This window comes from Mesorhizobium sp. M0244 (assembly GCF_040321795.1).
In the GTDB taxonomy this organism is placed as follows: domain Bacteria; phylum Pseudomonadota; class Alphaproteobacteria; order Rhizobiales; family Rhizobiaceae; genus Mesorhizobium.
This window is the reverse complement of record NZ_JAMYSE010000001.1, coordinates 235,529-257,435: the sequence shown is the minus strand read 5'-3', so window position 1 is coordinate 257,435 and position 21,907 is coordinate 235,529. Positions and strand designations below refer to the sequence as shown.

Genomic DNA, 21,907 nt, shown 5'->3' with positions numbered 1-21,907 from the left:
TGATCCGGGAATGCCGCGTTTTCGCCTCGACATCGAATATGACGGCAGTCTTTATGCCGGCTGGCAACGACAGGCCAACCAGCCTTCGGTGCAGCAGGCAATCGAGCAGGCGATCGAGAAATTCTGCGGCGAGCAGGTTTCGCTTCGCGCCGCCGGCCGCACCGATGCCGGCGTCCACGCGACCGCTCAGGTCGCGCATGTCGATCTGATCAAGGCATGGCCCGGCGACAAGGTGCGCGATGCGGTCAACGCCCATCTGCAGGCGGCCAAGGCGCGCATCGCCATTCTCGAGGCGGCCGTTGTGCCGGAGGGGTTCGATGCGCGTTTCTCGGCGATCGGCCGCCACTACCGCTACCGCATCGTCAACCGGCGCGCGCCGGCGGCGCTCGACAAGGGCAAGATCTGGTGGGTACCGAAGCAGCTGGATGCCGGGGCCATGCACGAAGCGGCAAAGGTGCTACTTGGCCGGCATGATTTCACCACCTTCCGCTCGACCCAATGCCAGGCCGCCAGCCCGGTCCGCACGCTCGACCGGCTGGACGTCAGCCGCACCGGCGATTTGATCGAAGTTCACGCTTCGGCGCGGTCCTTCCTGCACAATCAGGTGCGCTCGATGGTCGGTTCGCTCAAGCGCGTCGGCGAAGGCGGCTGGACTATTGCCGACCTGAAGGCGGCGCTCGAGGCGCGCGACCGTGCCGCCTGCGGCCAGGTGGCGCCGCCCGACGGGCTTTTTCTCGTGCGCGTGGATTATCCGGCTGCCGGAAATATCTAGACACCGTCAGGCATGCTGATCCCGAGCAGCGCCTGCAGGCCGAACAGCACGATCAGCGACGCCACGAACATGCCGGCAAAAACAGCGGTGCCGGCAGCCGCACCCTTGCCGATGGCAACGTTGGTCATCCGCCAGGTCAGCACCATCGACAGCGCGAACAACAGCAGCGACACCAGCCCGGAGACTTCGTCGGCGGACGACAGAAAAAGCCGGATCAACGCTGACGGCAGCATCATCCAGGCGATAATCGCCGAGGCCCAGTTGCTGGCCACTACATAATGCACATAACGGCCGCCCACACCGACCCGAGGCGCGACCAGAGCGAGGGCGATGAGCGGCAGCACCCAGGCACCGATGTCAACGGCGGCCAGGCGGATTAATATGCTGAAACGTCCGGCGAACGCATCGGGATCGCCGATCTCGTTGGCAAGGCCCACCCAGCCGACGATCATTGCCGGCGCCGCGACGACGATGGCAAAAAAGGAATTCCAGAAACCGTCTGCCGAAAGGTCGAGCTGGCGAAATCCGTCGGCCTTGCCGAGCATCAGCCGCCAGGCGCCGGCAAGCGAAGCATAGGTTTCGTCCGCTGAAAGCATCACTAGGATATGTCCTGCGCAAACCAATCTTCAACGAAGCGCAGGTAAATCTGCGTCAGCGTCTCAAGGTCGGCAATCGCCACGCGTTCGTCGACCATGTGCATGGTCTTGCCGACCAGGCCGAATTCGACCACCGGACAATAATCCTTGATGAAGCGGGCATCGGAGGTGCCGCCGGAGGTGGAGAGCGCAGGCTTCCTGCCGGTCACCGCCTTGACCGAACCGCCAAGCGTCTCGATCAACCTGTCGTCGCGTGTCAGGAAAACATGGCTCGGCCCGTCGCGCCAGACGATCTCGTAGTCGACCGGTGTCTTCTTGCCGGCGCGGTATTTCTTGCGTTTCGCCGCCCGGTCGAGGCGGTTGTGGATCTCAGCCTGGATCGTCTCGGCAGTCCATGTGTCGTTGAAGCGGATATTGAAGGTAGCCGCCGCCTTCGCCGGGATGACGTTGGTGGCAGGATTGCCGACATCGATGGAGGTCACTTCAAGATTGGTCGGCTGGAAATCCCTTGTTCCGTTGTCGAAGACGGGGTGCAGCAAGGCGTCGACCAGCGTCATCAGGCCGCGCACCGGGTTGTCGGCTAGCTGCGGATAGGCGGCGTGGCCCTGACGGCCGTTGACGACGACCGTGCCCGACAGCGAGCCGCGCCGACCGATCTTGATCATATCGCCAAGCGCGTCGGGATTGGTTGGCTCGCCGACGATCGAGGCATCCCATTTCTCGCCCTTGGCAGCCGCCCATTCGAGCAGCTTCGTCGTGCCGTTGATCGCCGGCCCTTCCTCATCACCGGTTATCAGCAGCGAGACCGATCCCCTCGGGCCGCCCTTCTGCTCAACATGTCGCGCCACCGCCGCCACGAAACAGGCGATGCCGCCCTTCATGTCGACGGCGCCGCGGCCGAACATCTCGCCATTGGCGATCTCTGCGGCAAAGGGCGGGTGCGTCCAGGCTGCTTCGTCGCCCGCCGGTACCACATCGGTATGGCCGGCAAACATCAGGTGCGGGCCATTGCCGGAACGCCGCGCATAAAGGTTCTCGATGTCCGGAGTGCCGGCTTCGGAAAACACCGGGCGCTCGACCGCAAAGCCGAGCGGCTTCAGCATCGCCTCCAGCGCGCTCAGCGCACCGCCTTCGGCGGGCGTCACCGAAGCGCAGCGGATGAGAGCAGCGACGTTTCTGGCCGGATCGGTAGGCAGCGTCATGGCAAAAGCGATAGTCGAAAGCGCAAGGCCTGTCACGGCCAGACGTGAGGGCCAGCCATGCCGCCGACATTATGGTTTTCATGTCGTATAATTGCGGCAAGGCCTCTCGATCAGGACAGGGCTATCGCATGGTCACGCGTGGCAAGACGATCGTAATCGCCGGTGCCGGCAGTATCGGCTGCTATGCCGGCGGCTGCCTGATACTTGCCGGGCGAAAGGTGGTTCTGCTGGCGCGACCGCGCATCGAGAAGGCCCTGCAAAAAGGTGGATTGCGCATCACCGACCCTGACGGCCGCGACCGCTCGATCAAGCCCGACGCATTGTCGGTCACGGCGGACCCGGCAGCCGCATTCTCCGTTGCCGATATCATCGTGGTGACGGTCAAGAGCGGCGCGACGCAAGACATGGCCGGGCTGATTGCCGCCCATGCCCGACCGGACGCGGTGATACTCAGCCTGCAGAACGGCGTCGACAATGCCGATAAATTGCGAGCCCATCTCGCCCCCCGGCCGGTGCTCGCGGGCAGGGTGCCGTTCAATGTGGTCCAATCGCCGGAGGGCGAATTGCCGCTTCGCCTGCATCGCGCCAGCGGCGGCAAAGTGATGATCGACGAGAGTCCGACAGGCCTCGATGAACTGCTTGACGTCGAGGGGTTTGCCGTCACCACGCATGGCGACATCAAAGCGGTGTTGTGGGGCAAGCTGCTGCTCAACCTCAACAACGCGCTGGTGGCGCTTTCCGGCCTGCCGCTGGCGGCAGAGCTTGCCGATCGCCGCTGGCGGCTGGTCCTGGCCGGCCAGATCGACGAAGCATTGGCGGCAATGACGGCGACAGGCACCGAACCCGCTCGCATCTGCGGCCTGCGTCCCGCACTGTTGCCGAAAATGCTTCGCCTGCCCGACTGGCTGTTCAAGCTCTTGGCGCGGCGGATGCTTGCGATCGATCCGGACGCGCGTTCGTCGATGTGGGATGACCTGCAGCGCCGCCGGCCGACGGAGATCGGCGAACTGCAAGGCGCGGTCCTGCGCCTGGCCGAAAAGGCCGGCACGCCGGCGGCTTTGCTGAAGCGTGTCACGGCACTGGTCCGCGCGGCCGAGCAGGAGAGGCGCGGATCGCCGTGCTTGACGCCGGAAGCCGTCGCGGCGACTGTCAGATCGTAGCCCGCAGAGGCGCCCAGTAACGGCCCTTGCCGGTGCGCTTGGCTTCGTAGAGCGCATGGTCGGAACAGGTGAGCAGGATTTCCGGATCGCCCCCGTCGGCGGGTGCGAAGGCACTGCCGACGCTCAAGCCGACATGGATGGCAGAACCGACCCCGAGGTCGAAAGGCACCGAAACCTTTTCGATGGCCCGCTTTGCCAGATAGGTGGCCTCGATCTCCGAGGTTGCGGGCAAAAGGATGACAAATTCGTCGCCGCCGATACGGAAGACCACGTCGCCCGGCCGGAAGCCGCGCTTCAATCGTTCGGCGACCTTGCGCAGCAGCACGTCGCCGACCGCGTGGCCAAAACGGTCGTTGACCTGTTTGAAGCCGTCGAGATCCATGCTGAGCACTGCAAACGGCTTGCCACCATTGGCGGCCGGCGCCGCAAGGTCGCGGCACATGTCGCGCAATTTCTCCTGCAGGAAGATGCGGTTTGGCAGGCCGGTCAGCGCGTCCTTGATGGCCAGGTCGCGATTGTCCAGCTCGGCGCGGATCATGCGGGCATTGATCGCGTGGTTCTGAAGCAGCACGATGATGACGCCGGCCACATAGAACGGCGTTTGAATTCCGACGATCGACATTCCGGGCGCCGCAGAAAACAGTGCGCCAACCACGTAAGGCAGGCTTACGGCCAACATGACGAATATGGCGAAGCGCGGGGTCGCCGCGTTGCGTGACGACACCACGCCAACGACACCGGCGACATTCAAGGCGGCCAGTACGGAAAGCGCCATATTCCCACTGGCAACACAGCCATAGCAGCCAAGGCCGAAAACAACCGACCATACGCCACTGGCTGCCATCAGGCCCGCCAGCGGCCCCTTCGAGCCGCGCCTGCGGGCCTGCTCGCATTCCCGCATCAGCAAAACGCGGACGGCGAAAAGCATCAGGTCGGCTGCGATCCAGGCGTAGGGCCACCAATCCCCGGTGGCAAGTGCGGTGCTGACCGCAACCAACAGAACGCTGACGGTACCGAACAGGACTGCGAATTTGCGATCGAAGGTGGTGTCGAGAAGCCGTGCACGGACAGCTTCCGGTTCCAATTTCATCGGCGAAGAGAACCAGGCAAACAGGCGAGCGCCGACGCTCCACGTTTTGCGTGGCTCCGTGGTCGTCAGGGATAGGTCGCTTGCCAGTCGAGCGCTCCGTGCCGGTCGACACAGTCTTCGCCGGCATGCTGGGCCAGGGTGATTAACATTCGCTTAGAGCATCCGGCCCAAACCGGGCTTTCGGAAAATCCGCGGCTCCGCCGCTCTAGAGGACCTGCCGCCGGGTCGCGGGTTTTAACTTGCCGGCCCCGGTCGTTTGCGGACCGCAGGCCGACGCGGCGGACCTGGCTCGGGATCGGTCTTCCCCGCACGTGCCGGCTGCCCATGAGGGGTTTCGATCAGCGTGATCTTCTGCCAGATCTTTCGCGACAGGTTCGAAGCCAGGTTCTCGATGTCGTTGACGCCGTCGATGACCACGGTGTCATTGACCGACTGCGCAAACAGCGCGGCGATCTTGCCGGTGATCGACAGCATTTCGGAGCAGTAGTCGAGATAGCGGGCAAGGTCGGCGGCATTGGTGATGCGGGCTGGCGAATGCGGCGTCGGCTTGAAACTGGCTGAAAGCGCTGCCGGATCCTTGGTCAGCTGGTGCATGTCGATGACATGGATCAGCGAACGCAACCCGTGGAGCTGGCGAAACACCCGCTTGCGCTTGATCCGCTCCTCGGAGCGGATCAGGGCCAGGAAGCCCAGCACGGCGAGGATGATCATGTTGAGTGAGGCTTCGATGCCTTGCACCGACTGGAAGGCGTCGTGGTTTCCCGAAATGCGGCCGAGCGGCAGGATCGTGCCGACGAACAGGAACATCAGCGCTCCGACGGCGAAGGCGGCGATGATGAGGCCGCGCAGCCACCAGATCGGCGCCTCTAGCGCCTTGGCGGCTTTTGCCAGATCGCGCGACAGCGACACGAGCTCGGCGGCGACGCCGCGCAAGCCTGCATCGGGAAAGCGCTCGGCGATGCGCTCTTCCAGCCGTTCGGCGGTTTCGAGGATCAGTTTCGAATCAAGCGAGCGGTAGCGCATGACGAAATGTCCGATCGGCGCTCAGGGTTCGGCCGGTGCATTGGTGCGCTTGCCGTAGCGGTTGGGGCCCGGCTGCCCGGGAAATAGGCAAAGCACGAGAAAAGCGATGATCGAGACAACCGGCACGAACAACACCAGTGCCGCAACACCCGGCTTGTCGAGGTCATGCAACCGCTTCACCGCCAGCACCACGTTCGACCAAAGCGAGGCAATGAAGGCGATGAAGAAAATGAACGACCACATGTTGCTCTCGGTAGTGCCTTCCGGCACCAGCGTGAAACGATAGAGCGGGAAGGCCTGTATGATGGCCACCAGCAGTCCTCCCAGAAAATAGACCGCGCGGCTGACGCGGCCCGAAGTTCTAAAGAAAAGCCAGATGAGGTCTGATCTGTCAGGCAAGCGAATCCCGTTCGTATTCGTGGGGAAAGATCAATCGCGAAGCAATTCGTTGATCGAGGTCTTGGACCGGGTCCTGGCGTCGACCCGCTTGACGATGACGGCGCAGTAGAGGCTGGGGCCGGGCTCGCCGTTCGGCAAGGGCTTGCCCGGCAGGGAGCCGGCGACGACGACGGAATTGGCCGGCACTTCGCCGTAGAAGATCTCGCCGGTGGCACGGTCGACGATTTTGGTCGACTGGCCGATGAAGACGCCCATGCCGAGCACGGAGCCTTCGCGCACGATGCAGCCCTCGACCACTTCCGAGCGCGCGCCGATGAAGCAATTGTCCTCGATGATGGTGGGGCCGGCCTGCATCGGCTCCAGCACGCCGCCGATGCCGACGCCGCCCGACAGATGGACGTTCTTGCCGATCTGGGCGCAGGAGCCGACCGACGCCCAGGTGTCGACCATGGTGCCGCTGTCGACATAGGCGCCGACATTGACGAAGGACGGCATCAGCACGACGCCCGGCGCGACATAGGCGGAGCGGCGCACGATCGACGACGGCACGGCGCGGAAGCCGGCCTTCTCGAAATCGACGGCGCTCCAGCCGTCGAACTTCGAGGGCACCTTGTCCCACCATACCGCCTGACCGGGACCACCCTTGATGATCTCCATCGGATTGAGCCGGAAGGACAGCAGCACCGCTTTCTTCAGCCACTGGTTGACGTGCCATTTGCCGTCGGCCTGGTGCTCGGCGACGCGGGCGACACCCCGGTCGAGCAGGTCGAGCGCCGACTGGATGGCCTCACGCGTCTCGCCGCGGGTTGCGGTCGAAATCGTGTCGCGTTCCTCGAAGGCGTTCTCGATGATCTTCTCGAGACTCGCGAGATCGGGCTTCGACATGAATTCGCTCCATTACCAAGCTGTTAAGGGCCGGCGCCTTAACCTGTTTGAAAGTCGCGCGGACCCTATGTGAAGGCTTGGGGAGGGTCAATCGCGGCAGCGTCACGGGACGGCGCAAGTGAATGATTGGACGGGTAAAGCTGAAATGACTCCTATGGAAAAGGCGGGGTGGACGCCGCTGCCGCATTCGGACGAGGACCTGGAGCGGTCGAAAAGCGTGCCGGACACGCCGCAAACGCGCGCGGAGACGTATCGGCTGGCCTGGAACGACCCCGATTTCATGACGCGGCGCGAGTTGCGCGCGGTCAGGCTGCAGCTCGAACTGCTGAAGCCGGAGATGATCCTGGCCGAGCGCGGCATTCAATCGACCGTCATCCTGTTCGGCGGCGCCCGCATCCCCGAACCCGGCGGTGAGGCCTGGGCGGCCAAGAACGAGACGCAGAAGAAGAACCTCGAGCAAAACAGCAAATATTATGAGGAGGCGCGCAAATTCGCCCGCCTCTGCTCGCAGCAGTCGGCCACCTCGTACTATCGCGAATTCGTCGTGGTGACTGGCGGCGGGCCTGGTGTCATGGAGGCCGGCAATCGCGGCGCCGATGATGTCGGCGCGCCATCGATCGGGCTCAACATCGTGCTGCCGCACGAACAGGCGCCAAACGCTTACGTGACGCCGGAGCTCTGCTTCAATTTCCACTATTTCGCGGTCCGCAAGATGCATTTCGTCATGCGTGCCAAGGCCGTTGCGGTGTTTCCCGGCGGCTTCGGCACGATGGACGAATTCTTCGAGACGCTGACCCTGATCCAGACCGGCCGCATGGAACGCGTGCCGGTCATCCTGTTCGGCAAGGCTTTCTGGGCAAGGGCGATCGACCTCGATTTCCTCGCCGAGCAAGGCACGATCACGCCCGGCGACCAGGACATCATCGATTTCGTCGACACCGCCGACGAGGCCTGGGGGATCGTCAGCCGCTTCTACAAGCTCTGATGCATAGGAAACAAAGGTTTGAACCGCGCCGCCGCGATCAAGCGGTGACTTCGACGATCGCCGTGAGAAAGCTGGCGAGGTCGTCGGTGACGAAGTCCACGTCGTCCTCATTGGCCGGGTCGCGCTCCCAGATTTCCGAGAAGGTCGGCTCGAAATTGCGCGGCACCACCAGCACCGTGGTCATGCCCAGCGATTTCGGCACCGACAGGTTGCGGGCGAGATCTTCGAACATCACCGCATTTTGCCCGGTAACAGCGTGGAGTTCGGCAAATTTCTCGTAGGACTGCCGTGCCGGCTTGGGATTGAGCCCGGCTGCGACAATGTCGAAAATGTCGTCGAAATGCTCGAGGATACCGAGCTGCCGCGCGGTGCGTTCGGCATGCCGGCGATCGCCACTGGTGAAGATGAATTTACGGCCGGGAAGCTGGCGTATGGCCGTGCCAAGGACAGGATCGGGCACCAGCCAGGAATAATCGATGTCGTGCACTTTCTCGAGAAAATCGTCGGGGTCGATGCCGTGGCGCGTCATCAATCCGTTCAGTGTCGTGCCGTATTCCCGGTAGAGCTCCTTTTGCAGCTTGCGTGCTTCCTCGCGCGGCAGCGTCAGCAACTCTCCGACATAGGCGGTCATCTTCACATCGATCTGCGAGAACAGATTCGAATGGTGCGGATAGAGCGTGTTGTCGAGATCGAACACCCAGTCGGTGACATGGGCAAAGCGGGCGGGATCGGGAAGCGCGGTCATACCGTCCTTATGGCACGAAACGATCTTTCTAGCAGGGGGTTTATCCACAACCTATGCGCGCTAAGAGTGGTAAAAAACGCGACACGATTAAAATCTTACGCATCGCCGAAAGGTGACATTCAGCGCTTGCTGACACGAAGACGGACCAGTGGGAGCAAGCGATGAATCGCATATTTCTAAAGTCTGCCGCCATCGCTTTCGCCTCCGTCGCCGCCTCACTTCTGTTGACGCTGATCGTTGTTCCGGCAATGGGGTTTTCGATCAATCGCACCATCTGGCTGACGTCGACCCTATGCCCGCTCGCTCTGGCCTGGGGCGCCGGCGCCTATTCGTTCTGGCAGAGCGAAAGGTTGAAAAACGCGCACCGCGACCTTGCTCGCAATCATGCCCAGCTTGCCGCCGCGCATCGGCGCCTGGCGGAAAAGGCGAGCCGCGACGACATGACCGGCATGCTCAACCGCGAAAGTTTCTTTGGCGCCCTCGACGGCTCCCGGCGCAAATCCGATCGCGGCGCATTGCTGATCATCGATGCCGACCATTTCAAGACCATCAACGACAGTTACGGCCATCTGATCGGCGACGACGCGCTGCTTCTGATCGCAAATGCAATAGAGCGCGGCGTGCGTAGCGGCGACATGCTTGGCCGCATCGGCGGCGAGGAATTCTGCGCCTTCCTGATCGGCGCCACCGAACACGAAGCCAGGCGCGTCGCCGAGCGCATCCGCCGTGAAGTCGAGTGTATCCGTTTCCGCCCCGTCGACGAACGAACGGTTCCGCTGACCGTCAGTATTGGCGGCATCACCTGCGGCGAGGAAATCGACGTGTCGGATCTGATGCGAGCCGCCGATCGGCGGCTCTACGAGGCCAAGCATCGCGGCCGCAATCTGTCGGTCCTCGACAGGGACATTTCCGAAGCGGCGTGAGCCTTGGCGGTCGTTAAGAAGAACTAACCTTTTAGATCTTTGCCGGGTCGAGCGCCGGCTCGCCTTTGCGGCGCGCGACGATCGCCGCAAGATCGGCAGTCTCGAAAGCATCACGCAGGACGTCGAAGGATGGCAGTACGAAATAGGCGCGCTGGAACTTGTCGATCTCGTAGCCGGTGCGCATTACGGTTTCCAGGTCGAAGGGGACATGGTGCGCCTCGCCGCCTTCAACGGCGAACTGAAGCTCCGTGAAGGATGACATCAGCCCGGCGCCGAAAGCCTTCAGCGGCTGGCCCGCCTCGCGCATCAGCCCGTATTCGACGGTGTACCAGTAAAGCCGGGTGATCATCTCGTCGCCGCCGAGCGCAATCACGCTGTCGGCCTTCTTGCCATACATCTGCATGAAGTCGGCAAAGACCGGCTGCGTCAGGATCGGCACGTGACCGAAGAAGTCGTGGAACATGTCGGGCTCGACAATGTAGTCGAGCTCCTTTTGGGTTCGCAGCCAGTTGGTGACCGGGAACCGGCGGTTGGCGAGGTGGTCGAAGAACGGCGTGGCGGGAATGAGCCCCGGCACAGCGACGATCTCCCAGCCGGTGAGCTTGCGCAGCTTCTCGCTGACCGCACCGAAGTCCGGGATCTTGTCGAGAAGGCCGAGCGCCGCGACGCCATCGAGGTAGGAGTGGTGGGCCAGCTTCCTGGTCAGCTTCGTCTGGCGGTCGCACAGCGTGCGCCACACCGCCTGTTCTTCGTCGGTATAGTTATAGCCCTGCGCCACGGTGAAATCGGCACGGCAGACCGAATAATCGCCGCGAAGGCCTCGCGCCGCGCATTCGCGGGCATAGTCGGCAACGTTCATCGTCATTGGTTTGCTCTCCCTACAAATCATGATCAGCGGATTGCCGGAAATTCTAGCCGGAGGGCGCGAGGCAAATCAGCTTTGATGGTGGCCCAAATGCGGGCTTGGAGGTAAAAGACTCCACGATCGAGCTTCGGGAGAGTGAAAATGCCTCAGTTTGACGAATTCGAGATCAAGATGCTCGACATCCTGCAGCGCGACGGGCGCAAGCCGGTATCGGAGCTGGCGCAGGAGATCGGCCTGTCGACGACACCTTGCGCGCGGCGCTTCGAGGCTCTTCAGCAGGCGGGCATCATTAAGGGCTTCGCTGCGGTGCTCAGCCGTCGCGCCGTCGGGCTGATGGTCGAGGTGTTCATCCAGGTGCGCTTGACCAGCCACAGCGACGGCTCGCCCGAAAGCTTCATCGCCGCCGTTCAGCGCATGGACGAGGTGTCCTCATGCTGGACCATGACCGGCGATCATGATTTCCTGCTGCATGTGATGGTGCCGTCGGTCGACGAGCTCAATGCCTTCGTCATGCACCGGCTGATGCGGCTCGAAGGCGTGCGCGACGTCCACACCCAGCTTGTGCTGCAGAACATCAAGGGGCCTGGCCATGTCCCGCTTGCACATCTCAGACGATAGGCATTTCTGCGGAAAAGCTGCACACAAACTGCTGAAGCGAGCCAATCTCCGGAGCTAGATCGCCGACTACGACATGCGGACCGCCATTGCATAAGGTCCGCCATGAAAATCGTCCTGATCAACCCGCCGCATACAGCTATCGGCAGCCGTGTGCCGGACGACCACCTGCCGCCGCTCGGTCTGCTGGCACTGGGCGGTCCGCTGATCGACGCGGGACATGAAGTGCGGCTTGTCGACGCCGAATTCGGGCCGATGCCGCTTGCCACGCTGGTCCGGGACGCCTTGAGCGACCATCCCGACTGCATTCTGATCGGCCATTCCGGCTCGACCTCTGCGCATCCGACAGCCCTGCTGATCGCCGGCATGGTCAAGCACATCGATCCGGCGACAATCCTGATCTATGGCGGCGTGTTCCCCACCTATCACTGGCGCGACATACTGGCCGAAACGGATGCCTTCGACTTCATCGTGCGCGGCGAGGGCGAGGCGACAATCGTGGCGCTGGTCGAGGCGCTGGAGAAACGCAAGCCGCTGTCGGACGTGGCGGGCATCGCCTTTCCTGACGATTTGCGGCGGCCCTTCGCCACCAAGCCGGCAAGGACGATCGCCAACCTCGACGACTACCGCGTCGGCTGGGAACTGATCGATCATCGCCGCTATAGCTATTGGGGAGGCAAGCGTGCGGTGGTCATGCAGTTCTCGCGAGGCTGCCCGCATCTGTGCAACTATTGCGGCCAGCGGGGCTTCTGGACGCGCTGGCGGCATCGCGACCCCGTGAAATTCGCGCAAGAGATCGCCTGGCTGTACCGGCAGCATGGCGTCGAGCTGATCAACCTCGCCGACGAGAACCCGACATCCTCCAAAAAAGCCTGGCGCGCCTTTCTCGATGCGATGATCGCCGAGAATGTGCCGGTGCTGATCGTCGGCTCGACCCGCGCCGACGACATCGTCCGCGATGCCGACAGCCTGCATCTCTATCGCAAGGCCGGCGTCATCCGCTGGCTGCTTGGCATGGAAAACACCGACGAGCAGACGCTCCAGTTGATCCGCAAGGGCGGCAGCACCTCATCCGACCGCGAGGCGATACGGCTGCTGCGCCTCAACGGCATCTTGTCGATGGCGACCTGGGTGGCCGGTTTCGAGGACGAAAGCCTCCGTGACCTCTGGCGCGGCTTCCGCCAGCTGATCGCCTATGACCCCGACCAGATCCAGGCGCTCTACGTCACGCCGCACCGCTGGACGCCGTTCTTCAGGATTGCCAGGGATCGCAAGGTGATCCAGCTAGATGCCCGCCTGTGGGACTACAAGCATCAGGTGCTGCAGATGACCCGGCTCAAGCCGTGGATATTGTTCTTCGCCGTCAAGCTGATCGAACTGGCAGTACAGTCGCGGCCAAAGGCTCTGGCGCGTATCCTGTTCCACAAGGATCCGGAGCAACGGCATTCGATGCGCTGGTACACAAAAGTGGGCCGCCGCGTCTGGTTCCGCGAAGTCTGGGGCTTTCTGGTCCGCGACCGCCGCCTGAAAAATGGCCCGACGCTGGCCGAATTCTGGGGCGCGCCGCAGGACGAGGAAGAGGAATCGATGGTGGTCGCGCACCCGGCGCGCAGGCTGACACCGCCTGGGATCACGATTTCGCCGCGGCCTGACCGGCTCCGGGCAATCTCTTAACAAACATACGCAACGTATGTGTATTGACATACGGAATGTATGTACCCACTTCAGGGATACGGGACGTATATCAATGACCGCCCCGTAAAGTGGAGCGCAGCGATCCAAAACCCTGAAGTCTTGCGAGCGGCTCTCGCCCTTCCCGGTGAAGCCACATCGCGATGGTCGCGAGGTCTGGCCGGCCTGCCTTGTCTGAATGGAGTGAAACAATGACCAAACGCGATGCGATCTTCCCTGCCGGTCGGCAGGCCCTCTACGAGATCAACCGCTATTCGGCGGCGATCCGCTCAGGCGACTTTCTGTTCGTTTCGGGCCAAGTCGGCAGCCGCGAGGACGGATCGCCCGAGCCAGCCTTCGAAAAGCAGGTCCAGCTTGCCTTCGACAATCTCGCGGCAGTGTTGAAGGCCGCCGGTTGCACGTTCGACGACATCGTTGACGTGACCACTTTCCACACCGACCCGGCCACGCAGTGGGAGGCGATTGACGCCGTTCGACTTAAGGCGATCGGTAAACCGCCCTACCCGAACTGGACCGCGGTGGGGGTGAATTGGCTGGCGGGCTTCGATTTTGAAATAAAGGTCATCGCGCGGCTTCCTCAGCCCGGATGATCGACTGGCGGCGAGCGAGGAAGGCGGAGATTGCCTAATCGATCGTTCACCCGCCCGCCTGTCTCAACAAGTGCTGCGATAGTGATCTGACGGTCATCCGGGCTATCGCAGCGCTGGACAGACTGGGGCCACTCACGGCACGATCAGCGTGCCGGCGCCGTGTTCGGTGAACAGCTCCAGCAGCACCGCATGCGGCGTTTTGCCGTTGAGGATGACGACGCCTTCGACGCCGCGCTCGATTGCCTCGATGCAGGTCTCGACTTTGGGGATCATGCCGCCCGAGACCGTGCCGTCCTTGATCAGGGCCTTGGCCTCGGCCACGGTCAGTTCGTCGATCAGCTTCTTGTTCTTGTCGAGCACGCCAGGCACGTCGGTGAGGAACAGCAGGCGCGTCGCCTGACAGGCGCCGGCGATGGCGCCGGCAAAAGTGTCGGCGTTTATGTTGTAAGTATGGCCGTCGCGGCCGGGCGCGACCGGCGCCAGCACCGGGATCATTTCGGAGCGCGCCAGGAGGTCGAGCAATGTGCGGTCGACCTCTACCGGCTCACCGACGAAGCCCAGATCGAGCACGCGCTCGATGTTGGAATCCGGATCGATCATGGTCTTGCGCGCCTTTTCGGCGAAAACCATGTTGCCGTCCTTGCCACACAGGCCGATCGCCCATTCGCCCTCGGCATTGATCAGCGCGACGATCTCCTTGTTGATCGACCCGGCCAGCACCATCTCGACGATCTCGACGGTCTTCTGGTCGGTGACGCGCAAGCCGCCCTCGAATTTGGATTCGATTCCCATCTTGCTGAGCATGGCACCGATCTGCGGCCCACCGCCATGCACGACGATCGGGTTGACGCCGGACTGCTTGAGCAGCGCGATGTCGCGGGCGAAGGCCTTGCCGAGCGCAATGTCGCCCATCGCGTGGCCGCCATATTTCACCACGACCGTCTTGTTCTCGTAGCGCTGCATATAGGGCAGCGCCCTTGAAAGCAGCGCGGCCTGCATTTCGGCGGTGGCGGCGACGTCCGTCATCGGCGTGGTTCCCAGCTTGGCATGAACGGCGGCGTCTTAGCGGGAATTGCAGCAGGCCGCAAACGGCTTTGCCCTCATCATTGATCAAATCATCTTCTATGCCGGCACCTGCAGCGGCGCCCGCCGTGTCAGCCATCCCGAGATCTTTTCCATCTGCGCGGCGAACGACAAAAGCGTTTCCTCGTCGCCGGGGCGCCCGGCGGCCTGGATGCCGAGCGGCAGGCCGGTATCGGTGACGTAGACCGGCAGCGCGATCGACGGTTGTCCGCTGACGTTCTGGATCGCCGGCCAATGGGTGAACCATAGGCTCTTGTCCATCAGCTGGCCGAATAGCGGCTTGAACTTCAGCAGGCCGGCGAGGCGCAGTCTGTCCAGTACGTTCTCGATGAATTCGTCGGCGCCTTTCGGGTCCATGGCGCGGCAGGCGAGCGGCGGGTGCGCAATAATTGGCATCAGCACCGCATCATAGCGCGCAGTCTCGGTGATAAGCCGGCGCGAGGCGGCGTGCAGCCGCTGCAGGCCGGCATAGATCTCGCCGGCCGAGACGATTTCGCCGAAGCGGCTCATCACACGCGTGGCACGCTCGATGTCGCCTGAGATGGAGCGGCCGACGCGCAACGCTTCGCCGCGCATCGTGCCGGCCACCGCCGCAGCGACGGTTCTGGCAAAATCGGCGATGAAATCGCGATCGATATAGGGCAGGTCGATCTCCTCGACGCTGTGCCCGCCTTCGCGCGCCAGCGCAATCGCTGTATCCAGAGCTTTCAGCGTCTCTTCCGATATCGGCAGGCCGAGCGGCGATTTTCGGTAGGCGGCGAGCTTGAGCTTGCCAGGATCGCGCCCGGCTGCGGTGGCGAAACCGCCTTTCGGCGGCGGTGCCGCGTAGGGCGACAGCGGGTCGGGCCCGTGGGTCAGGTCGAGCAGCAGGGCCGTATCGCGCACCGAGCGGGCCAACGCATGGTCGACGACGAAGCCGTACCAGCTTTCGGTGACCAGCGGCGTCAAGGGAACACGGCCGCGCGAGGTTTTCAGCCCGACCAGCCCGGTACAAGCCGCAGGCACCCTGATCGAGCCGCCGCCATCCGACGCATGCGCCATCGGCACGACGCCGGCTGCGACCAGCGCAGCCGCACCGCCCGAGGAACCGCCAGTCGTATGTGCGGTGTCCCATGGGTTGCGGGTGACGCCGAATGCCGCCGATTCGGTCACCAGCCTCAGCCCGTGTTCGGGTGCGGTGCTGGTGGCGATCGGAATGAGCCCCGCGGCCAGATAGCGTTCCGTCATCACCGAGTTGAAATCGGGGGTGAAGGCTGGGATACGGCTGCCGCCATGCGTCGGCACGCCCTTCATGGCGATGCCAAGATCCTTCAGCGCAAAGGGCACTCCGGCAAACGGCAGCTTGCGATCAACGGTTTTCGCCCGCGCCCGCGCCGCCTCATAAAGTGGTTCGGCGATGGCGTTGATCTCCGGGCGGGTGGCCTCGGCCCGGGCGATCGCCGCATCGACAAGATCTTGCGGTGTGATCTCTCCCTTGTGCACGAGTGCGGCCAGGCCGATTGCGTCATGCTCCCACAGAACCCGTTCAATCGACATGGTCGCTCCCCCGCTCATGGCAAGCTAGCGGGCGGCGATTTCCTTGGCAATCGACGCTGGTGTTGCCGGTGCGCAAGACCATTTCAGTCGTTGCAAATACATTGCAATTGCCTAATTTGGCACCCGATGACGCCGCAGGACATCAGCAACCTGATTGTCCGGACTTCGATGAAGGACCGGGCTGCGTTCGATCTGCTCTACCGGCAGACCAGCGCGAAACTTTTCGGTGTCTGCCTTCGTGTATTGAAGGACCGGGGAGATGCAGAAGAGGCGCTGCAGGAGGTCTTCGTCAAGATATGGACCAAGGCGGACCGTTTCGCCGTCTCGGATCTGAGCCCGATTTCCTGGCTGGTGGCCATTGCGCGCAATCATGCGATCGATCGCATCAGGGCGCGGCGAGAGCCTGCCGCCTATATCGATGCCGCGCTCGACGTGGCCGATCCAGCGCCGGGACCGGAGGCCATGGCCGTGACGGGCGGTGAGTCCGAACGCATCTACCATTGTCTCGGTGAATTGGAAAAGGACCGGGCGGCGGCCGTCCGGGGCGCCTATCTGGATGGCAAAAGCTATGCCGAACTGGCGGAGCGCCATGGCGTGCCGCTGAACACGATGCGGACCTGGCTGCGGCGCAGCTTGTTGAAACTGAGAGAATGCCTGGAAAGATGACGCTGGCTGACGACAACGGACCGGAACGTGGGGGCGACGACCTGTTCGCCGCCGAATACGTCCTTGGCGTGCTGGCCGAGGACGAACGCGAGATCGCGTCACGCCGCATCGATGCGGACGCCGCCTTTGCGCGCCTTGTCGACAGCTGGGAGGCGCATCTTTCGCCGATGGCCGCGGCCTATCCGTCGACAGAGCCTCCGATCAGGGTCAAGGAAGCATTGGACCGCCGGCTGTTCGCGGCAGGGCCGCGCGCCGGCCTCTGGTCGAGCCTTGGCTTCTGGCGCGGTCTTGCCGCCGCCGCCGTTGCGGCGCTGGCAATCTATATTGCCCTGCCTTACGTCAATCCGCCGGTCGTTGAGCCGCAAACCCGGCTTGTCGCCTCGCTTGCAGCCGAAGGCAGCGACGTAAAATACCTCGTCGTCTACGACGCCGCCCGTCACGATGTCGGCCTTTCCCACGTCTCCGGCGAGCGGGCCGCCGGCAAGGACTTCGAGCTGTGGATGATCGAAGGCAAGAATGCGCCGGTATCGATGGGCGTCATCCCGGCCGGTGCGACCGCGCATCTGGCCATCCCGCCGGCCGTCCAGGAGAAATTGGCGCAAGGCGCCGTGCTTGCGGTCAGCGTCGAGCCTGCCGGCGGTTCACCGACCGGCCAGCCGACTGGACCGGTGGTCGCAGCGGGCGATCTGAAGAGCATCTGATCACTTTTCGCATTGGGTCTCCTTGGAAAAGAAGAAATGAAGTCCATCATCTTGTGATGAAAGGCTTGCAAAGCTTGTTGGCGGCGAGCGATTTGCGCTGAACAAATTTCAGCAAGACAATGTTTTTTCCGAAGGGAGCGAAACTCCCGCATTTCTGCCCCGTATCTCCTTGCGTTCCCCAAAGATGGGAAAGACAACCAGAGGAGTCTGACACCATGCGTAAATTCGCCACCCTTTTGCTTGCCGGTACGATCGTCATTTCCGCGCTCGCCACTGCTGCCTATGCCGAAAATCCGATGGTCGGCGGCGCCGCCATGTATGCGACGAAGAACATCGTCGAGAATGCCGTCAACTCGAAGGACCACACGACGCTGGTCGCCGCCGTCAAGGCTGGCGGCCTGGTCGACACGCTGCAGAGCGCCGGCCCCTTCACCGTGTTCGCGCCGACCAACGAGGCCTTTGCGGCACTTCCAGCCGGCACGGTCGAGACGCTGCTCAAGCCTGAAAACAAGGACAAGCTGGTCAAGATCCTGACCTGTCACGTCATCGGCGCCAAGGCGATGGCGACCGACGTCGCTAAGATGGTCAAGGCCGACGGCGGCGCGCACAAGGTCAAGACGGTCGGCGGTTGCGAACTGTCGCTCAAGACCGACGGCGGCAAGGTCACCGTGACCGACGAGAACGGCAATATCGCCAATGTGACCATTGCCGATGTCGAGCAGTCGAACGGCGTCATCCACGTCGTCGACAAGGTTCTCCTGCCGAAGATGTAACAAAACGGGCGCGACCAGCGAAGATATCGCTAAGGCCTCCCTGCGCACACTCCGCGCTGTTCACGCCAGACGTGGAAAGGCGCGGAGTTCCCGCTTTGAGGACAGCGATCGTCACCGGCTTTTGATTTCCATGTGGCGGTCGAATTTGGCACAAGCAATGACAGGAGGAATGGCCATGAACCGTCGCGAGCTTCTTTTGAGTGGAGCGGCAGCCATTGGCGTTGTCGCAGGCGCCACCGCGCTGCGCATGGGCGGAGCCCAGGATGCGAGCGCGGCCGAGACCTTCGAGGTCACCAAGACCGAGGCCGAGTGGCGCGCCATCCTGTCCGACGCGGCCTTCAATGTGCTGCGCAAGGAGGGCACCGAATATCCAGGCACCAGTCCGCTGCTCAACGAGCACCGCAAGGGCATCTTCGCTTGCGCCGGCTGCGACCTGCCGGTCTATTCCTCCGAAACGAAGTTCGATTCCGGTACCGGCTGGCCGAGCTTCTGGCAGGAAATCCCCAACGCCATCGGCAAGACCGTGGACAGGTCTCTGGGCATGGCCCGCACCGAGGTCCACTGTCGCCGCTGCGGCGGCCATCTCGGCCACGTCTTCGACGACGGTCCGCCGCCGACCGGCTTGCGGCACTGCATCAACGGCGTCGCCTTGACCTTCAAGCCGGCGACGGCCTGACAAATCCAACCAGCATACGAACCAACTAGCATACGAAAAAACTCCGGGCTTGCGGCCCGGAGTTTTTGCGTGGTCAGAGCTTTCCGGGCTTGGACTGGAGGAACGTCCCCGAAACCGCTGCCACGTTTGCGAATCAGTGTCCGCCACCGCCGCCCTGAGCGACTGGCTTGCGGATCACCAGGGTGAAGAGCCCAAGCGTCGCGAACAAAACCGTCAGCATGAAGAATACGTCCATGAACGACAGCAGCGATGCCTGCTGCTGGACCATGCCTGACAGTTTGGAGATGGCCGCCTTGGAGGCGTCGAGCCCGGCAGTCTGCTCGAAGTTGAGCGTCATGTTCTGCAGCTTCTGCTGCGCCGCGGCACTGCCCCATTGCACGTGCTCGGAGAGCCTGGCGTAGTGGAAGGCATTGCGGTCGATCAGCACCGTGTTGATGACGGCCAGGCCGACGGCGCCGCCGAGATTGCGGGTCAGGTTGAACAAGCCCGACGCGTTCTTCAACCGCTCCGGCGGCAGGGTTCCGAGCGCAATGTTGTTGATCGGCACCATGCACAGCATCATCGAACAGCCGCGCAGGATCTGCGGGATCAGCAGCTCATAGAAATCCCAGTCGGCGGTGAGATGCGTCATCCACCAGGTGCCCGTGGCGAAGCCGAAGAAGCCGATCATCATCATGATGCGCGGGTCCATCTTGTTCGACAGGATGCCGGAGATCGGCGCGGTGAAGAACATGGCCAGGCCGCTGACGAACAGCGCCTCGCCGATCATCATCGAATCGTAGCCGCGGATGCGCCCGAGGAACACGGGATAAAGATAGGTCAGACCGTAGAGGCCGATGCCGACGACGAAGGAGAACAGCGAGCCGAAGGCGAAATTGACATTGCTGAAGGCCCTCAGATCGACAATCGGCTCCTCGGCGGTGAACACGCGCCAGAAGAACAGCACTGCGCCGAAGGTCATGATGATGGCGCAGATGAACACCGCCTGATCCTGCAGCCAGTCGTTGTTCGGACCTTCCTCCAGCACATATTCCATGCAGCCCAGGAAGGCGGCCATGCCGGCAAGCCCCCACCAGTCGAACTTGCTGAACAGCTTGAGATTGGGTTTGTCGAAGTCGATCAGCGACCAGGCGGCCGTCGTCACCAGAATGCCGGGCACGACGTTGACCAGGAACAGCCAGTGCCAGGACATGGCATGGCTGATATAGCCGCCGACGGTCGGGCCGATGGTCGGCGCCAGCGTCGCCACCAGGCCGATCATCGGCGAGACGATGGCGCGACGCGACGGCGGGAAGATGGTGAAGGCGGCTGCAAAGACGCTCGGGATCATGCCGCCGCCGATGAAGCCCTGCACGGCGCGGTAGACGATCATCTGGTCGATGTTGGTTGCGGTCGCCGCCAGTGCGCTGGCCGCGGTGAACCCCGCCGCCGAAATCGTGAACAGCACGCGCGTCGACAGCATACGGCTGAGAAAGCCGGACAGCGGGATCATCACCACCTCGGCAATCAGATAGGCCGTCTGCACCCACGGGATCTCGTCGGAACTGGCGCTCAAGCCCGCCTGGATCTCGGCCAGCGACGCCGAGACGATCTGGATGTCCAAAATCGCCATGAACATGCCGAACACCATCGCCAGGAAGGCGATGACGCGGCGCGTCGAGATGTGGTCGACCGGCGCCCGAATGGCTGGCGCCGGCGCCGATCCTGCAGTCACGGTTGCGGTCGCCATGACGTTGCTCCGATGGTCCCGGTTACTTCGACGCCGAAGGCGCGGTGCGGCTGTCGACGGCGACGACGACACTCAAGCCGGCGCGCAGCCTGCCCGTCTTCAGCACGTCCGCTGGGACGTCGATGCGAACCGGGACGCGCTGCACGACCTTGGTAAAGTTGCCGGTGGCATTTTCCGGCGGCAGCAGCGAGAACACCGCTCCCGACGCCGGCGCCAGTGACGAGACGGTGCCTTCGAAATCCGGACCGTCGATTGCATCGACCGAGATCCTGACCTTTTCGCCAGGCACCAGCCGGGCAAGCTGGGTCTCCTTGAAATTGGCGACGATATAGAGCTTGTCCATCGGCACGATGACGGCGAGCTTCTGGCCGGGGCTGATAAGATCGCCCTGCTCGACGGAGCGGTTGCCGACCACGCCATCATAGGGCGCGCGCAGCACGGTGAAGGACAGATCCCGCGCCGCCTTGTCATGGGCGAGCTGCAGCGAAGCCAGCGTGCTTGCCGATTCCGCGCGCTGCGCCTGCAGCACGCCGATATTGGCCTGAGCCGCCGCGATCTGCGCGTCGGCGCCGGCTAGCCCGGCATTGGCTTGCTCGACCGCGGTTTGAGCGTCGTCCAGCTGTGCCTGGGTGCCGACGCGGGTCTTGAGCAACTGAGCGGCCCGCGCTTGGACGCGCTTGGCATTGTCGGCCGCGGCCTGGTCGGCGGTCTTCTGTGCCTGCGCCTGCTTGAGCGAAGCGCGCGCCGCCTCGGTCTGGGCATCGATGCGGTCGAGCGTCTTGGTCAACGTGGCGATCTGCGCCGCGGCCTGGGCAACGGCAATCTTGTAGTCGCCGTCATCGACCACCAGCAGCGGGTCGCCGGCCTTCACCTGCTGGTTCTCGGTCACCTTGACCTGATCGACATAGCCCGAGATTTTTGGCGAGATGAACGCCGTGTCGGCCTGAACATAGGCGTCGTCGGTCGTGATCATGAAGCGCCCGTCGGTCCAATAATCATAGCCATACCAGGCGCCGGCGCCCAGCAGGGCCAGGCCGATGATGGGCAGCAACATCGAGCGCATCGAGCGCTTCTTCTTGGCGGGAGCCAGCGGGGTGATGTCGGCGGGCTTGAGAGGGGCTTCCGGCGCTTCGATCGCAGGCTGGACCTTGGCACTGGGGAAAGGGCGGACTTCGGCACTGGTGGGCGCGTTCGAGGACAT

Annotated in this window: 23 protein-coding genes; 11 read left to right on the top strand and 12 right to left on the bottom strand. The window is 63.1% G+C overall.

What is annotated here, in order from left to right; all coding sequences use genetic code 11:
- Positions 1-10 precede the first annotated feature (10 nt).
- Positions 11-772, top strand: a complete 762-nt coding sequence (gene truA / locus NKJ08_RS01245; protein WP_352780965.1) for a tRNA pseudouridine(38-40) synthase TruA — start codon at positions 11-13, stop codon at positions 770-772.
- Here the strand turns inward: truA and NKJ08_RS01240 are convergent.
- Both NKJ08_RS01240 and dapE read right to left on the bottom strand, forming a co-directional pair.
- Positions 769-1,368, bottom strand: a complete 600-nt coding sequence (locus tag NKJ08_RS01240) for a transporter (RefSeq protein ID WP_352525974.1) — start codon at positions 1,366-1,368, stop codon at positions 769-771. The two genes, truA and NKJ08_RS01240, sit on opposite strands and share 4 nt — an antisense overlap.
- Positions 1,369-1,370: 2 nt before the next feature.
- Positions 1,371-2,570 carry a succinyl-diaminopimelate desuccinylase gene (gene dapE, locus NKJ08_RS01235; protein ID WP_352525898.1) on the bottom strand — a complete coding sequence of 400 codons (1,200 nt, stop codon included), beginning with the start codon at positions 2,568-2,570 and terminating at the stop codon, positions 1,371-1,373.
- A 128-nt stretch (positions 2,571-2,698) separates the two neighbouring features.
- Here dapE and NKJ08_RS01230 point away from each other — a divergent pair, with 128 nt between their 5' ends.
- Complete coding sequence (locus NKJ08_RS01230) at positions 2,699-3,730, top strand: 2-dehydropantoate 2-reductase (RefSeq protein ID WP_352780962.1); 1,032 nt, start codon at positions 2,699-2,701, stop codon at positions 3,728-3,730.
- Here the strand turns inward: NKJ08_RS01230 and NKJ08_RS01225 are convergent.
- From NKJ08_RS01225 to dapD, 4 genes are all read right to left on the bottom strand, one after another.
- On the bottom strand, positions 3,720-4,820 hold the full coding sequence (locus NKJ08_RS01225) for a GGDEF domain-containing protein (protein ID WP_352525900.1): 1,101 nt from the start codon (positions 4,818-4,820) through the stop codon (positions 3,720-3,722). The genes NKJ08_RS01230 and NKJ08_RS01225 overlap by 11 nt on opposite strands.
- Before the next feature lie 234 nt (positions 4,821-5,054).
- Positions 5,055-5,843: a hypothetical protein gene (locus tag NKJ08_RS01220; RefSeq protein ID WP_352780959.1), complete on the bottom strand. Its 789-nt coding sequence runs from the start codon at positions 5,841-5,843 to the stop codon at positions 5,055-5,057.
- A 21-nt stretch (positions 5,844-5,864) separates the two neighbouring features.
- Positions 5,865-6,242, bottom strand: coding sequence for a DUF805 domain-containing protein (locus NKJ08_RS01215; RefSeq protein WP_352525904.1), 378 nt, complete (start codon positions 6,240-6,242; stop codon positions 5,865-5,867).
- A 30-nt stretch (positions 6,243-6,272) separates the two neighbouring features.
- Positions 6,273-7,127, bottom strand: coding sequence for a 2,3,4,5-tetrahydropyridine-2,6-dicarboxylate N-succinyltransferase (gene dapD, locus NKJ08_RS01210; RefSeq protein ID WP_352525906.1), 855 nt, complete (start codon positions 7,125-7,127; stop codon positions 6,273-6,275).
- Between the two features lie 145 nt (positions 7,128-7,272).
- Here dapD and NKJ08_RS01205 point away from each other — a divergent pair, with 145 nt between their 5' ends.
- Positions 7,273-8,112 carry an LOG family protein gene (locus NKJ08_RS01205; RefSeq protein WP_023718198.1) on the top strand — a complete coding sequence of 280 codons (840 nt, stop codon included), beginning with the start codon at positions 7,273-7,275 and terminating at the stop codon, positions 8,110-8,112.
- A gap of 37 nt (positions 8,113-8,149) precedes the next feature.
- Here NKJ08_RS01205 and NKJ08_RS01200 read toward each other — a convergent pair whose 3' ends face one another.
- On the bottom strand, positions 8,150-8,857 hold the full coding sequence (locus NKJ08_RS01200) for a pyrimidine 5'-nucleotidase (RefSeq protein ID WP_352780957.1): 708 nt from the start codon (positions 8,855-8,857) through the stop codon (positions 8,150-8,152).
- Positions 8,858-9,018: 161 nt separating this feature from the next.
- Between NKJ08_RS01200 and NKJ08_RS01195 the strand changes: the two genes are divergently transcribed.
- Entirely contained in the window at positions 9,019-9,780 is a 762-nt protein-coding gene (locus tag NKJ08_RS01195; protein WP_352525909.1) for a GGDEF domain-containing protein, read from the top strand.
- Between the two features lie 31 nt (positions 9,781-9,811).
- Here the strand turns inward: NKJ08_RS01195 and phhA are convergent, their stop codons facing one another.
- Positions 9,812-10,645: a phenylalanine 4-monooxygenase gene (gene phhA, locus NKJ08_RS01190; protein WP_352525911.1), complete on the bottom strand. Its 834-nt coding sequence runs from the start codon at positions 10,643-10,645 to the stop codon at positions 9,812-9,814.
- A gap of 141 nt (positions 10,646-10,786) precedes the next feature.
- Between phhA and NKJ08_RS01185 the strand changes: the two genes are divergently transcribed.
- The 3 genes from NKJ08_RS01185 to NKJ08_RS01175 all read left to right on the top strand — a co-directional run bounded on the left by NKJ08_RS01185 (position 10,787) and on the right by NKJ08_RS01175 (position 13,542).
- Positions 10,787-11,263 (top strand): Lrp/AsnC family transcriptional regulator, encoded by a 477-nt coding sequence (locus NKJ08_RS01185; RefSeq protein ID WP_352525913.1) that lies wholly within the window; start codon positions 10,787-10,789, stop codon positions 11,261-11,263.
- Positions 11,264-11,365: 102 nt separating this feature from the next.
- Positions 11,366-12,934 carry a magnesium-protoporphyrin IX monomethyl ester anaerobic oxidative cyclase gene (gene bchE, locus NKJ08_RS01180; protein WP_352780954.1) on the top strand — a complete coding sequence of 523 codons (1,569 nt, stop codon included), beginning with the start codon at positions 11,366-11,368 and terminating at the stop codon, positions 12,932-12,934.
- A 209-nt stretch (positions 12,935-13,143) separates the two neighbouring features.
- Entirely contained in the window at positions 13,144-13,542 is a 399-nt protein-coding gene (locus tag NKJ08_RS01175; protein ID WP_352780952.1) for a RidA family protein, read from the top strand.
- Positions 13,543-13,674: 132 nt separating this feature from the next.
- On the opposite strand, the gene argB is transcribed toward NKJ08_RS01175, so the two are convergent.
- A complete protein-coding gene (gene argB, locus NKJ08_RS01170; protein WP_352525921.1) occupies positions 13,675-14,568 on the bottom strand; it encodes an acetylglutamate kinase in 894 nt (297 codons plus the stop codon).
- 96 nt (positions 14,569-14,664) lie between these two features.
- Entirely contained in the window at positions 14,665-16,161 is a 1,497-nt protein-coding gene (locus tag NKJ08_RS01165; protein WP_352780950.1) for an amidase, read from the bottom strand.
- A 126-nt stretch (positions 16,162-16,287) separates the two neighbouring features.
- On the opposite strand from NKJ08_RS01165, the gene NKJ08_RS01160 reads away from it, so the two are divergent.
- From NKJ08_RS01160 to msrB, 4 genes are all read left to right on the top strand, one after another.
- Positions 16,288-16,827: a sigma-70 family RNA polymerase sigma factor gene (locus tag NKJ08_RS01160; protein WP_352780948.1), complete on the top strand. Its 540-nt coding sequence runs from the start codon at positions 16,288-16,290 to the stop codon at positions 16,825-16,827.
- Complete coding sequence (locus NKJ08_RS01155) at positions 16,824-17,528, top strand: anti-sigma factor (protein ID WP_352781145.1); 705 nt, start codon at positions 16,824-16,826, stop codon at positions 17,526-17,528. Before NKJ08_RS01160 ends, NKJ08_RS01155 begins: the two co-directional genes overlap by 4 nt.
- 215 nt (positions 17,529-17,743) lie before the next feature.
- Complete coding sequence (locus NKJ08_RS01150) at positions 17,744-18,301, top strand: fasciclin domain-containing protein (RefSeq protein WP_352780945.1); 558 nt, start codon at positions 17,744-17,746, stop codon at positions 18,299-18,301.
- 175 nt (positions 18,302-18,476) lie between these two features.
- Complete coding sequence (gene msrB / locus NKJ08_RS01145; protein ID WP_352525930.1) at positions 18,477-18,977, top strand: peptide-methionine (R)-S-oxide reductase MsrB; 501 nt, start codon at positions 18,477-18,479, stop codon at positions 18,975-18,977.
- 133 nt (positions 18,978-19,110) lie between these two features.
- On the opposite strand, the gene NKJ08_RS01140 is transcribed toward msrB, so the two are convergent.
- The gene (locus NKJ08_RS01140; protein WP_352780943.1) at positions 19,111-20,706 is read right to left on the bottom strand and encodes a DHA2 family efflux MFS transporter permease subunit; all 1,596 of its coding nucleotides are present in this window, start codon (positions 20,704-20,706) and stop codon (positions 19,111-19,113) included.
- A 22-nt stretch (positions 20,707-20,728) separates the two neighbouring features.
- The gene (locus NKJ08_RS01135; RefSeq protein ID WP_352780940.1) at positions 20,729-21,907 is read right to left on the bottom strand and encodes an HlyD family secretion protein; all 1,179 of its coding nucleotides are present in this window, start codon (positions 21,905-21,907) and stop codon (positions 20,729-20,731) included.